Below are 12,845 nucleotides of genomic sequence, written 5' to 3'. Positions count from 1 at the left end.
CGCATAATCGCGCTATCAAACAAGGAGTTCCGCCATGAGCTGGCTCGAAAAACTGCTGCCGCCCAAGATCCAGAAGACCGAAGACGGCGCCGAGCGCCGCCAGGTGCCCGAAGGCCTGTGGATCAAGTGCCCGGAATGCGACACGGTGCTGTACAAGAGCGACCTGGAAGGCAACCAGAACGTCTGCCCGAAATGCGGCCACCACCACCGCATGGGCGCGCGCGAGCGGCTCAACGTGTTCCTCGACAACGAAGGCCGCTACGAGATCGGGCAGGAGGTGCTGCCGGTCGACGCGCTGAAGTTCAAGGACAGCCGCAAGTACCCCGAGCGCCTGAAAGAAGCGCTCGAAAACTCCGGCGAAACCGATGCCCTGGTCGTCATGGGCGGCGCCGTGCATTCCATCAGCGTGGTGGCGGCGGCGTTTGAGTTCGACTTCATGGGCGGCAGCATGGGCAGCGTGGTGGGCGAGCGCTTCGTGCGCGGCGTCGAAACCGCCATCGAACAAAAGGTGCCCTTCATCTGCTTCACGGCCACCGGCGGCGCGCGCATGCAGGAAGGCCTGCTGAGCCTGATGCAGATGGCCAAGACCAACGCCGCCCTGACCCGCCTGGCCAAGAAGGGCCTGCCCTACATCAGCGTGCTGACCGACCCGACCATGGGCGGCGTGTCGGCCGGTTTTGCCTTTGTGGGCGACGTGGTGATTGCCGAGCCCAAGGCGCTGATCGGCTTTGCCGGCCCGCGCGTGATCGAGAACACGGTGCGCGTGAAGCTGCCCGACGGTTTTCAGCGCGCCGAGTTCCTGCAGCAAAAAGGCGCGGTCGACTTCATCTGCGACCGGCGCGAACTGCGCGAAAAAATCGCCAAGGTGCTGGCGATGCTGCAGCGCCAGCCTGCGGACGCGGTGGAATGATGGGGCGCTGAGCCCAGGTAGAGAAGACCGAATACCGGACGCGAAGGACGCGAAGGGATCGCGAAGGACGCAAAAGAAACAGCCCAAGAATATTTTTTGGCTTTTTCTGCGTCCTCTGCGGAATCTCTGCGTCCTCTGCGTCCGGCTGTTGACTTTTACAACGCAACCAAAGCCCATCGCCTGTTTGCGCTCGCCCGCACTGCGCCTAAAGCTATCAACTCGATAGCAAACTCACCCCGCCAGCATCGCCGCGCCCGCCCCCAGCAGGCCGGCCTGCATCGACCCCAGCACGATGCCGGCGACCTGCAGTGCCACCACCAGCAACAGCGGCGACAGATCGACCCCGCCCACCAGCGGCAAGCGGCGGCGCAGGGGCGCCAGCATGGGTTCGCACAGCCGCTCGAAGACGTCGCGCACGGGGGTGCGGTTGCCGGTCCATGACAGCACGGCGGCGACGATGATCACCGCCGTGGCCACCGACACCGCCAGCTTGGCCACGCCCAGCAAGGCCAGCACCGGCAGCACGCTCCAGCGGCCCAGTCCGAGCATGCCGACCAGCATCGCGTACTGCAGCAGCTTGAGCAGCCACGCGCCCAGCAGGCTGGCCAGGTCCCAGCGCCCCGCGGCGGGCATCAGGCGCTGCAGCGGCAACACCAGCCAGTCCGACAGCGCCTGCACGAAGCGCCCCACGGGGTTGGCCAGCGACAGGCGGCGCCAGCCCATGTACAGGCGCAGCAAGCAGGCGCCGCCGATCAGCGTGACGGCGACTTCGATCACAAAGGCAAGGACTTGAAACAGCATGGGCAGGCAAGGCGGGCGGCGCGCGTCCATCGCTGGACCGGCGCGGCGCCCAAAGGGTGTTGCGTGCGATGATAGCGAGCCACGACCTGCCCCGCGTCGCGCCGCCACCGGCGTGCTGCCGCGATGCCCGGACCATGCCAAGCCCCACGCTGACCCTTTCGTCCCTGCCGCTGTTTCCGCTGGGCACGGTGCTGTTTCCGGACGGCGTGCTACCGCTGCGCGTGTTCGAGGTGCGCTATCTCGACATGGTGACCAAGTGCCACCGCGCCGGTGCGCCCTTTGGCGTGGTGGCGCTGGAGCACGGCCACGAAGTGCGCGCCGCCGGCGCGCCGCCCGAGCAGCTGGCGGGCATCGGCACGCTGGCCCACATCACCGCGCTGGAACGCCCGCAGCCCGGCCTGCTGACGGTGCAATGCCGGGGCGACCAGCGCTTTCGCATCGACCGCGCCAGCCAGCTGAAGCACGGGCTGTGGGTGGCCGACGTCACCCTGCTGGCCGCCGACCGGCCGCTGGCCATCCCCGCCGACCTGCAGCACACGGCGCACGCGCTGAACAAGCTGTACGCCGGCCTGCGCGCGCAGGCCGCCGCCGCGCCCCTGCCCCAGGCGGGCAGTGAACTTTTCGACGATGCAGGCTGGGTGGCCAACCGCTGGTGCGAGCTGCTGCCGCTGCCCGGCGCCGTGCGCCAGCACCTGATGAGCCTGGACAGCCCGCTGCTGCGGCTGGAGCTGGTGGCCGACGCGCTGGGCAAGGCCGGCATCGGCGCCCAGCCCGGCTGACGCCCCCCGCCGTCAGAAGCGCACCGGCTGCGCCTGGTATTCGGGCACGCGCTGGTGCAGCCAGCCGCGCAGGTCCGCCGGGCCGGGCGCCGCGCCGGCCTGCGCCAGCCACGCCAGCACCGCAGCCGCCACGTCGTCCGCCGGCGGCGACACGCGCGCCACGCGCAGCTTGGGGTGCGGCGTGGGCTCGGTGGTTTCGTCGTCGGCCAGCAGTTCCTCGTACAGCTTCTCGCCGGGCCGCAGGCCGGTGAAGGCGATGGGCACTTCGGCCTCGGTCTTGCCCGACAGGCGGATCAGCAGGCGCGCCAGTTCGACGATCTTGACCGGCTCGCCCATGTCCAGCACGAAGATCTGGCCCGAGCGGCCCATCAGCCCCGCCTGCAGCACCAGTTGCGCGGCCTCGGGGATGGTCATGAAGTAGCGCACGATCTCGGGGTGCGTCACCGTCACCGGGCCGCCCAGCTCGATCTGCGTGGTGAACAGCGGCACCACCGAACCGCTGGAGCCCAGCACGTTGCCGAAGCGCACCGACACGTACTGCGTGTGCTCGAACTCGCGCGCCACCGCCTGCACCACCTGCTCGGCCAGCCGCTTGGTGGCGCCCATCACATTGGTGGGGTTGACGGCCTTGTCGGTCGACACCAGCACGAAGCGCGCCGCGCCCACCTCGCCCGCCACGCGCGCGGCGTGCAGCGTGCCCAGCACGTTGGTGCGCAGCGCCTCGATCTCGTTGTGGGTCTCCATCAGCGGCACGTGCTTATAGGCCGCGGCGTGCAGCACCACGCCCGGCCGGTGCGCCAGGGCGATGGCGCGCAGGCGATCGGGCTCGCGCACGTTGGCGGTGTAGTACACGCCTTCCATGGCGGGAAAGGCCTGGCGCAGTTCCTGCTCGAGCCGGTAGGTGGCGTATTCCGACACATCGACGCAGACCAGCCGCGCCACGCCCAGCCGCGCCACCTGGCGGCACAGCTCCGACCCGATGGAGCCGCCCGCCCCCGTCACCAGCACGGTCTGGCCGCTGAACAGCGCTGCCAGGCCGCGCGCGTCCAGCTGCACCGGCGTGCGGCCCAGCAGGTCTTCCAGCCGCACCTGGCGCAGCCGGGTGGCCGCGCCGGGGCGCAGCAGTTCGTCGGCGGTGGGCAGTGTCAGCAGGTTCAGGCCGCTGCCCGACCAGCGCATCAGCACGTCGCGCCGCGCCAGATCGCCCGGCGCGCTGGCCAGCAGCACGGTGCCGGCCTGCTGCGCGCGCGCCAGCTGGTCGAGCGCGTCCACCCCGCCCAGCACGCGCACGCCCTGCACCGTGCGCCCCGCGTCCTGCGCGCGCGGCGACGCGATGCCGACCACCTGCCAGCCCTCCACGCCCTTGAGCGTGCGCAGCGCCTGGTCGGCCTCGTCGATGGTGCCGACGATGAGCAAGGGCTGCAGCGCCGCCGCCGGCCGCGCCTGGGCCTGCGTGTATTCGGCCAGCGTGCGCCAGGTGGCGCGCGCGCCGGCCAGCGCCAGCAGGGCCAGCACGCCGCTGATGAGAAACACCGAGCGCGGAAACCCCTGCGTGCGCGAGCCCATCACCACCGCCGTGGTCAGCAGCGCGCCCAGCGCCACGCCGCCCGCCAGCTGGCGCAGGTCGGCCAGGCCCACATAGCGCCACGACTGGCGGGGCACGCGCGCCAGCAGCAGGCCCACGGCCATGCACAGCAGCGCCAGCGGCGTCGTCTGCAGCGCCTGGTCGCGGTACGGCTGCGGCACCGTCAGGTTGAAGCGCAGCCAGAACGCGGCCCACCACGCCAGCACGATCAGCACCAGATCGGGCAGCCAGCTCTTGCTGCGCAGGTCTTTCCACCAGCCACTCAGCACGGCGGAATCCTGTGGGTCACGGTTGAAATTGCTACAGTGTTCATAGCTGTCCGCGCTGGATGGGCCAGCGCAGGCGTGTGATTATGCGTTGGGCGCGCGGTGTAGCCTCCGCGGGTCTGCGCGCTGGCCAGCCCAGCCGCCTGCCCGCGATTCATTTCACCAGCGCCCGCAGCGTGTCCAGCAGGATGCGCACATCGCCCCCCCACGCTGCGGCGCGCCACGTAGTCCAGGTAATAGCGCTGCTTGACGGGCATGACCTGCTGGACGTAGGTGCGCTCCGGGTCCGTGCTGGCGGCCAGCAGGCGCTCTTCGTCGCGGAACTCGATCGCCGCGCGGTCGGTGATGCCGGGTCGCACGCTGAGGATCTGGCGGCGCACGTCGTCGTCATACAGCGCCATGTAGCGCGGCACCTCGGGCCGCGGGCCGACCAGGCTCATGTCGCCGCGCAGCACGTCGATCAGCTGTGGCAATTCGTCCAGCTTGGTGCGCCGCAGCCAGCTGCCGGCGCGGGTGATGCGCGCATCGCCGCCGGCCGTGATCTGCGGCCCGGCGCCGTCGTGCAGGTGCATGGTGCGGAACTTGTGGATGCGAAACAGCGCCCCGCCCCGCCCCACGCGCTGCTGCCTGAACAGCGCCGGGCCGGGCGAATCCAGCCGCACCCACAGCGCGATGGCCGCCATCATCGGCAGCGCCAGCGGCAGCGCGGCCAGCGTCAGCGCCAGGTCCATGGCGCGCTTGGCGGCGGCGCTGCGGGTGTTCACGCGCCGCGCCTTCTCATCTTTTGATAGCTGCCTGCGCCGATCAGGCGAGCGCTGGCGCCCGATTTGGCTTGCAACCGCCGCACGCTCATCGCACGCAGGCCCGCAGCGCGGCGATGACGCGCGACTGCTCGTCGTCGCTCATGGCGGTGAACAGCGGGATGCTGAACATGCGCTGGTACGCGGCTTCGGCCACCGGAAACTGCTCGGGGGTCAGCCCATAGCGATCGCGCCAGTACGGCTGCCGGTGCAGCGGCACGTAATGCACGCTGGTGCCGATGCCGGCGTCGCTCAGCGCCTGGATCACTTCGTCGCGCGTCACCGTCGCGGCGTCGGACAGGCGCAGCACGAACAGGTGCCACGCGTGGGCATCGCCCGCCGGCGCGTCGGCGGGCAACACCAGCGGCAGGCCTTGCAACTCGGCCCGATAGCGCGCCGCCAGTTGCTGGCGCCGCTGCACAAAGCCGGGCAGCCGCGCCAGCTGCACGCGGCCCAGCGCGCCGGCCATGTCGGTCATGTTGTACTTGAAGCCGGGCGCGACGATTTCGTAATACCACGCGGGCGTGCGGCTGCTGAAGCGGTCGAACGCGTCGCGGCTGATGCCGTGCAGGCGCATCACCCGCATGCGGGCCGCCAGCGCCTCGTCGCGCGTCACCACCATGCCGCCCTCGCCGGTGGTCATGGTCTTGTTGGCGTAGAAGCTGAAGACTGCGGCAGCGCTGGCCAGCTGGCCGACCAGCGCTCCGTTTGTGGTAGTGGGCAGCGCGTGCGCCGCGTCTTCGATCACCTGCAGGCCGTGGCGGCGCGCGATGTCGAAAATCGCCGTCATGTCGCACGCCAGCCCGCCGTAATGCACCGGCAGGATGGCCTTCGTCCGGGGCGTGATGGCGGCCTCGATGGCGGCGGGGTCGATGTTGAGCGTGACCGGGTCCACGTCCACCAGCTTTGCGTCCGCACCCAGGTAGCGCGCCACTTCCACCGTCGCGGTGAAGGTCAGCGTCGGCGCGATCACCTCGTCGCCGGGGCCGATGCCGATGGCCTCCAGCGCCAGGTGCAGGCCGGCGGTGGCCGAGTTGACGGCAATCGCGTGCAGGCCGCCGCCCAGGTACGCGGCAAATTCCTGTTCGAACGCCTTCGTTTCCGGCCCCGTGGTGACCCAGCCCGAGCGCATGGCGCGCGCCACGGCGTCGATCTCGGCGTCGGTGATGTCGGGTCGGGCAAAGGGGATGAAAGATTCGTTTTTCAAAGCCAAATCAGCCTCCAGCGCTTGTCAGAAGCGCGTGAACAGCTATCGTTTTGTTAGCGCGTGAGGCGGCTCCAGCGCTGCCCCGCGTTGCGCCGCAGCAGCACGTCCAGCAGGCCGCGCCAGGTGCCCACGCCATAGCCCAGATGATAGGCGGCGATGACCAGCGGCAGGCGCGCCAGCGTGCCCGCATCGCCCGCCTGCCGCGCCGCCGCCAGCGATGCGCCGGCCACGTACGCGGCATAGGCGGCCAGCAGCAGCGCCAGCGGCCACGGCCACCACGGCGCCACCAGCGCGCTGCCGGCCAGCGCGGCCACGAACAGCGCCGGCACCAGCTGGCGCAGCGATCCGGGTTGCCCGTGCTTGCGCATCACAAACGGCCGCCAGTAGCCGTATTGCATCTGCTGGTTGAACAGCTGGCGCACGCTGCCGCGCGGCTGGTAGAGCGAGCGGATGCGCGCGCTTTGCCACAGCCGCGCGCCGCCCAGGCGCAGGCGCAGGTTGTGTTCGTCGTCCTGGTTGCGCACCAGTCGTTCGTCGAAGCCGCCAAAGCGGTCGAACGTGGCGCGCGGCCAGCAGCCCAGGTAGACCGTGTCCACCGGCCCTTCGTACGCCCGGTCGCGCGAGCGCGCGCCGCCCACCACCCAGCGACTCTGAAACGCCGCCGCCACCGCGCGCCCCATGGCGCCCTGCCCGCGCGCCACCCAGGGCCCGCCCACGTTGTCGGCGCCGGTACGCGCCAGCGCGGCCAGGCATTCGGCGATGTAGTCGGGCGCGAATTCGGTGTGGATGTCGAAGCGCACGATGACCTTGCCGCGCGCCTGGGCCAGCGCGGCGTTCAGGCCGGTTGAAACGATGCGGCCGGGGTTGTCGATCAGCTTCAGGCGCGCATCCTGCGCGGCGCGCTCGGCCAGCCGTTCGCGCGTGCCGTCGTCGCTGCGGCCATCGGCCACCAGCACTTCCAGCTGCCAGCCAGGCGGCAGCTGCTGGGCCAGCGCGCTGTCGCAGAAGGCGTCGATGGCGGCGCGCTCGTTGCGGCACGGCGCGATGACGCTGACGAGTGGCATGGCCGGCTCGGTCATGTCCGGCCCCGGCCGTTGATCAGTTCGCGGTACAGGCGGTCCACCGCATCCATCTGCACGCGCCGGTCGCCGTCCAGCGCGATGCGCGCGGCATTGCGCGCGCCGGCCTGTCGCGCCTGTGCGTCGTCGTCAATCAGGCCGCCCCACACGCGCGCCAGCGCCGCCGCATCGCCCGGGGGCACCAGCAGCCGCGCGTCCAGCCAGTCGCGGTTGGCCGGCAGGTCGCTGGCGATCACGGCCAGGCCGCAGGCCATGCTTTCCAGCACCGACACCGATGTGGCATCGCTGCGCGGCACGCTGACGGACAGCTTGCCGCGCGCCAACACTGCGGCCATGCCCGCGTCGTCGAGCCGGCCGTGCATCTGCACCGCGTCGGCCAGCGCCAGCCGCTCGATCTGCGCCCGCAGCGCGGCTTCCTGCGAGCCGCCACCCAGCAGGTGCAGCCGCGCCTGCGAATGGGTGGCGCGCACCAGCGCGAAGGCGTGCAGAATGGTGCCGATCTCGTAATTGGGCTCCCAGCTGCGCAGGCTGACGGCTTCGAAGCCGGGCTTGTCGGCCCACGCCGCCGGGGCAAAGCGCGCGCGGTCCACGCCCCAGTGGATCAGCTCGGTGCGCACGCCGGGCGCCAGCGCGCGCGCGGCGGCCAGCAGGTCGGCCGAATCCCCGGTCACCACGTCGGCCTGGCGCAGCGTCCACGCCGTCAGCCGGCGCTTGAGCGCGCTTTCGCGCGGCGTCAGCAGCAGGTCGCTGCCCCACGCGGTCATCACCAGCGGGCAACGGGTGCCGCGATGCGCGCGCGCCGCCAGATAGCCGTACGAGGTGACGTAGTGCGCGTGCACCAGGTCGGGCTGCAGCCGGGCCAGCGCGCGCCGCGCGGCCCCCACGCGAAACAGCCAGTCGGTCGAGCGGCGCACCGGCGGCAGCGTGACCTGCTCGATGCCGTCGATGGCCTGCGGCCGCGCCGTGAGGAGCGACATGCGCCAGCCGCGCGCGCGCATCTCGGCCACCCAGCGCTGCACGTGCACGCTGATGGCATCGCCCAGCAGGACCAGATGGGGGGCTTGGGTCATGTCGGCTGAAAAGTCCTTTGAACGCCAAGGGCGCGAAGGTCACGCAAAAGTCGCAGAAAAGAATTCATTGCTTCAAAAATAATAGCTGCCTGCGCTGGTCCAGCAAGCGCCAAAGACATTTTTCATCAAAATTTCTGCGCCTTCTGCGAACCCTCTGCGCCCTTTGCGTTCAAAAAATCCCTCTCCCCGCCCTGACGCATCCTTTCCAGCCACCGCGCATCCGCCTCGCGCACGTCGCCCACCACGCGCGCCGGGCTGCCGGCCAGCACGGCGAAGTCGGGGAACTGCCCGCGCACGCGGCTGTGCGCGGCCACCAGGGTGTCGTGGCCCAGGGTGGTGCCGGCTTCGACGGTGCTGTGCGGGCCGATGAAGCAGCGCTCGCCGATGGCGATGGGCGCGCGGATCACGGCCGCCTCCAGCGCCGCGCCCGACAGCCCGGCCGCCACGCGCACCGCGCGGTGCGTGCTGTGGCTGACGATGCTGACGTAGTTGGTGACCTGCGTGCCACGGCCGATGGTGACGCCCGCACTGGCTTCGATGTAGTTGAAGTGGCCGATGAACACGTCGTCGCCCAGCGTCAGGCCGGCTTCGTTTTCGATGCAGGTGGTGGGCGAGATGCGGGTGCCGTGCAGCGCGGCGCCATCCGCCGCCCGTTCGCCAAACAGCATGCGAAAGAACAGCGCATGCCACAGCCGCCGCCGCCAGCGGTTGGCCAGCGCGCGCAGGCCCACGCTCATGCCCGCGCCTCGCCCGCGGCCGCGCCACGCGACGGAATGTGCGGCCAGTGCGCCAGCCGCCAGAAGTAGTAGCCGAAGTAAATCACCATGCCCGCCGACACCGCCCAAGCCCCCCGCAACAAGCCGCCCGTCCACAAACCCCAGCCCAGGCACAGCAGAAACACCGCCTGCCCCACCAGCGCCAGCCTGAACGCCCAGCGCTGCCCGTGCCAGGCCATGGTGACCACCGCCAGCGGCGCGGCGACGAAGTGCGCGGCGATGTACGGCGCCAGCGCGCGCGCCAGCTCGCCCGCGTCGCGCCACGGCGCACCAAATGCCCATTCAAACAGGCGCGGCCCCGCCAGCGCCAGCAGCGCCATCAGCCCCAGCGCCGGCAGCGCCAGCACGGCCATGGTCTGGCGCACCGCGCGCTGCGCCTCGGCCGGGGCCGATTGTGTCAGGCGCGGGTACAGCGCCTGCGACACCGCCGAGCCCACCAGCGTGGCCGGCGCCTTCAGGTAGCGCAGCGCCAGCCCCCAGAAGCCCGCCGCCGCCTCGCCCGACCAGGCGATCAGCAGCGCCACCGCCAGCGCGTCCTGCAGCGTGCCCAGAAAGGCGTGCGGGGTGTTCAGCAGCGGAAAGTCGCGATAACGGCGCGCCACGCCGCGCAAGGCATCGGCCGGTACCTGCCACAGCGCGCGCCAGCCGCCCGGCGGCGCCCTGCGCGCCAGCCACAGCGCGGCCAGCAGCACGGCCACCACCGGCCCCAGCACCAGCGCCCAGGCCGCGTCGGCACCTGCCGCCTGGCCGCTGCCGGCGCGCCAGATCGCCAGCCCCAGCGCCGCCTGCAGCAGCGCCGCGCCGGCGTACTGCACGAAGCGGCTGGCCGCCAGCGACCGATACGCTTCGGCCCGGTTGGCCCACAAACTGAGGGCCTGCAACAGCCCGGCCGCCGCCACCGACAGCGGCAGCGCCCACGCCACCGGCAGCCGCCCCGCCACGTGCAGCGCCCACGCCAGCGGCACGCTCAGCAGCGTCACCGCCAGCCCGATGCGCAGCGCCAGCGCCAGCAGCGCCGTCGCCTCGGCATCGTCCTGCGCCATCGGCAGCGCGTATTCGTAGCGCGCGCAGGCCACCACGGCCACGCTGGCGGCGATGGTCGAAAACGCGGTGAACAGGCCAAACGCCTCGGGGCTGAACAGGCGCGCCAGCGCCGGCCCCAGCAGCAGCGGCACCATTTGCGCCAGCGCGCCGCCGGTCAGCAGGGTCAGGGTGGCGCGCAGCATGGGCGATGGGGTGGTGTGTAGAGGTTGCGGCGCAGGCACCCGCTTAAATATGACCCGTGCGCCGCGTGGCGAACCGGGTCAGCGCCGCGCGGGTCGGCAGACGCACCGGGCAAGCCGCCTAAAATTGCTCTTTTCGCGTGAGCACGGCCATTATCGGCCACGGGGCTCACCGCAACCTCTCCCCATTCCTTCCTTTCCGCGATTCACCGTGACCCAGACCCCGCCCACCGACGACCTGCCACAAGACGAAAACAAGCTGATCGCCGAGCGGCGCGACAAGCTGAAGGCGCTGCGCAGCGCCGGCGGCGTGGCCTTTCCCAACGATTTCAAGCCCAAAGACCGCGCAGCGCAGCTGCATCAAGCGCATGGCGCTATCGAAAAAGAAGCAATGGCGGCCGCCGAGCCGGTGCGCGCCAGCGTGTCGGGCCGCATGATGCTCAAGCGCGTGATGGGCAAGGCCAGCTTTGCCACGCTGCAGGACGCCACCGGCCGCATCCAGATCTACGTGGTGCGCGACGACGTGGGCGAGGACACCTACAACGCCTTCAAGCACTGGGACCTGGGTGACATCGTGGCCGCCGAAGGCCATCTGTTCAAGACCAAGACGGGCGAGCTGTCGATCCACGCCACGTCGATCCGCCTGCTCACCAAGAGTCTGCGCCCGCTGCCCGACAAGTTCCACGGCATGCAGGACCAGGAACTGAAATACCGCCAGCGCTACGTCGACCTGATCATGGACGAGGCGGCGCGCACGCGCTTTGCCGCGCGCAGCAAGACGCTGGCCGCCATGCGCGGCTTCATGACCGGCCACGGCTTCATGGAAGTCGAGACGCCCATGCTGCACCCGATTCCGGGCGGCGCCAACGCCAAGCCGTTTGTCACGCACCACAACGCGCTGGACCAGCAGATGTTCCTGCGCATCGCGCCCGAGCTGTACCTCAAGCGCCTGATCGTCGGCGGCTTCGAGCGCGTGTTCGAAATCAACCGCAGCTTCCGCAACGAAGGCATCAGCGTGCGGCACAACCCCGAATTCACGATGATGGAGTTCTACGCCGCGTACTGGAACTACCAGGACCTGATGGCGTTCACCGAACAGCTGCTGCGCGACACGGCGCAGCAGGCCGTCGGCTCGCTGCAGCTGTCCTACCAGGGCCGCGCGGTCGACCTGAGCCAGCCGTTTGCGCGCCTGACCATCCGCGAAGCCATCCACGCGCACACCGACATCGGCGCGCATGTGGACGACGCCGCCGAACTGACCCGCCGCCTGAAGAAGCTGGGCCTGACCGAAGAAAAAGACAAGTTGAGCGCGCGCAGCCTGGCCAGCCTGCAGGTGATGTACTTCGAGGAAGAAGTGGAGCAGCACCTGTGGGCGCCCACCTTCATCATGGAACACCCGACCGAGATCAGCCCGCTGGCGCGCGCCAACGACCAGCGGCCCGAGGTGACCGAGCGCTTCGAGCTCTACATCACCGGCCGCGAGATGGCCAACGGCTTCAGCGAGCTGAACGACGCCGAGGACCAGGCCGCGCGCTTTGCAGCCCAGGCCAGCGCGAAGGATTCGGGCGACGACGAGGCCATGTTCTACGACGCCGACTTCGTGCGCGCGCTCGAATACGGCATGCCGCCCACCGGCGGCTGCGGCGTGGGCATCGACCGCTTCATGATGCTGCTGACCGACAGCCCCAGCATCCGCGACGTCATCCTGTTCCCGGCGCTGCGGCAGGAAGCCTGAGCGCCCGCAGGCGCTGCGCCACGGCCTGCGCGCGCTACAGCCGCACCCGGAACGCCACGCTCACCCGCGCCCCCACCCGCGCCGCCGTCTTGGGGATGCCGTGGTCGTGCGTGAACTGCGAGGCGTGGCTCATCACCAGCACGCTGCCGGCTTCGAGGCAGATGCGCTGGGCGCTGCCGCCGCGCTTGGGCTTGATCAGCATGTCGCGCGGCGCGCCGAGCGACACGATGGCGATGGGCTGGCCCGGCGCCAGGTCGTGCACGCGGTCGTTGTGCAGGGCCACGCTGTCGCGCCCGTCGCGGTACAGGTTGAGCCCCGCGCGCGTGTAGGGCGCGGGCGCCACCGACTGCACGGCCGCCAGCGCGGCGTCGATGCACGGCGGTCGGTCGGGGTCGGCCAGCGACACGCTGGACATGAGGCGCGGCACGTCGACGATGCGGTCGTACATCGGCCGCCGTTCGCTGCGCCAGGGCACCAGCGGCAGCAGCGCGGCCAGCCATTCGGCCGCCACGTCGGGCGCCACCACGCCGGGGTGGTGGCGGATGCCGCCCTGCGCGTCGTGCACGAGGGTCAGCGCTTCGTCGGCGAACAGCAAACACTGTGAATTCATACAG

Annotated in this window: 12 protein-coding genes; 3 read left to right on the top strand and 9 right to left on the bottom strand. The window is 70.7% G+C overall.

The features are described 5' to 3' along the window. The first annotated feature begins 34 nt into the window (after window positions 1–34). Window positions 35–910, top strand: a complete 876-nt coding sequence (gene accD, locus R0D99_RS08205; RefSeq protein WP_317750909.1) for an acetyl-CoA carboxylase, carboxyltransferase subunit beta — start codon at window positions 35–37, stop codon at window positions 908–910. Between the two features lie 231 nt (window positions 911–1,141). Here accD and R0D99_RS08200 read toward each other — a convergent pair whose 3' ends face one another. Next, window positions 1,142–1,711, bottom strand: coding sequence for a YggT family protein (locus R0D99_RS08200; protein WP_317750908.1), 570 nt, complete (start codon window positions 1,709–1,711; stop codon window positions 1,142–1,144). A 134-nt stretch (window positions 1,712–1,845) separates the two neighbouring features. Between R0D99_RS08200 and R0D99_RS08195 the strand changes: the two genes are divergently transcribed. Continuing rightward, the gene (locus R0D99_RS08195; protein WP_317750907.1) at window positions 1,846–2,490 is read left to right on the top strand and encodes an LON peptidase substrate-binding domain-containing protein; all 645 of its coding nucleotides are present in this window, start codon (window positions 1,846–1,848) and stop codon (window positions 2,488–2,490) included. 12 nt (window positions 2,491–2,502) lie between these two features. Here R0D99_RS08195 and R0D99_RS08190 read toward each other — a convergent pair whose 3' ends face one another. The 7 genes from R0D99_RS08190 to R0D99_RS08160 all read right to left on the bottom strand — a co-directional run bounded on the left by R0D99_RS08190 (window position 2,503) and on the right by R0D99_RS08160 (window position 10,499). Further along, window positions 2,503–4,344 (bottom strand): nucleoside-diphosphate sugar epimerase/dehydratase, encoded by a 1,842-nt coding sequence (locus R0D99_RS08190; RefSeq protein WP_317750906.1) that lies wholly within the window; start codon window positions 4,342–4,344, stop codon window positions 2,503–2,505. After that, a complete protein-coding gene (locus R0D99_RS08185) occupies window positions 4,338–5,105 on the bottom strand; it encodes a sugar transferase (RefSeq protein WP_416365983.1) in 768 nt (255 codons plus the stop codon). The genes R0D99_RS08190 and R0D99_RS08185 overlap by 7 nt, the downstream gene beginning before the upstream one ends. Before the next feature lie 85 nt (window positions 5,106–5,190). After that, window positions 5,191–6,354 carry a DegT/DnrJ/EryC1/StrS family aminotransferase gene (locus R0D99_RS08180; protein WP_416365982.1) on the bottom strand — a complete coding sequence of 388 codons (1,164 nt, stop codon included), beginning with the start codon at window positions 6,352–6,354 and terminating at the stop codon, window positions 5,191–5,193. A 47-nt stretch (window positions 6,355–6,401) separates the two neighbouring features. Further along, the gene (locus R0D99_RS08175; RefSeq protein WP_317750904.1) at window positions 6,402–7,427 is read right to left on the bottom strand and encodes a glycosyltransferase family 2 protein; all 1,026 of its coding nucleotides are present in this window, start codon (window positions 7,425–7,427) and stop codon (window positions 6,402–6,404) included. Continuing rightward, the gene (locus tag R0D99_RS08170) at window positions 7,424–8,497 is read right to left on the bottom strand and encodes a glycosyltransferase (protein ID WP_317750903.1); all 1,074 of its coding nucleotides are present in this window, start codon (window positions 8,495–8,497) and stop codon (window positions 7,424–7,426) included. The genes R0D99_RS08175 and R0D99_RS08170 overlap by 4 nt, the downstream gene beginning before the upstream one ends. Window positions 8,498–8,622: 125 nt before the next feature. Then, on the bottom strand, window positions 8,623–9,234 hold the full coding sequence (locus tag R0D99_RS08165) for an acyltransferase (protein ID WP_317750902.1): 612 nt from the start codon (window positions 9,232–9,234) through the stop codon (window positions 8,623–8,625). Next, window positions 9,231–10,499 (bottom strand): lipopolysaccharide biosynthesis protein, encoded by a 1,269-nt coding sequence (locus R0D99_RS08160; RefSeq protein WP_317750901.1) that lies wholly within the window; start codon window positions 10,497–10,499, stop codon window positions 9,231–9,233. The genes R0D99_RS08165 and R0D99_RS08160 overlap by 4 nt, the downstream gene beginning before the upstream one ends. Window positions 10,500–10,683: 184 nt before the next feature. Between R0D99_RS08160 and lysS the strand changes: the two genes are divergently transcribed. After that, window positions 10,684–12,231: a lysine--tRNA ligase gene (gene lysS / locus R0D99_RS08155; RefSeq protein WP_416365994.1), complete on the top strand. Its 1,548-nt coding sequence runs from the start codon at window positions 10,684–10,686 to the stop codon at window positions 12,229–12,231. A 34-nt stretch (window positions 12,232–12,265) separates the two neighbouring features. Here the strand turns inward: lysS and R0D99_RS08150 are convergent, their stop codons facing one another. Continuing rightward, on the bottom strand, window positions 12,266–12,841 hold the full coding sequence (locus R0D99_RS08150; protein ID WP_317750899.1) for an alpha-ketoglutarate-dependent dioxygenase AlkB: 576 nt from the start codon (window positions 12,839–12,841) through the stop codon (window positions 12,266–12,268). Window positions 12,842–12,845: the final 4 nt, after the last annotated feature.

The organism is Ottowia sp. SB7-C50 (genome assembly GCF_033110285.1).
Classification (GTDB): domain Bacteria; phylum Pseudomonadota; class Gammaproteobacteria; order Burkholderiales; family Burkholderiaceae_C; genus Ottowia.
This window is presented reverse-complemented; position numbering and strand designations above follow the sequence as displayed.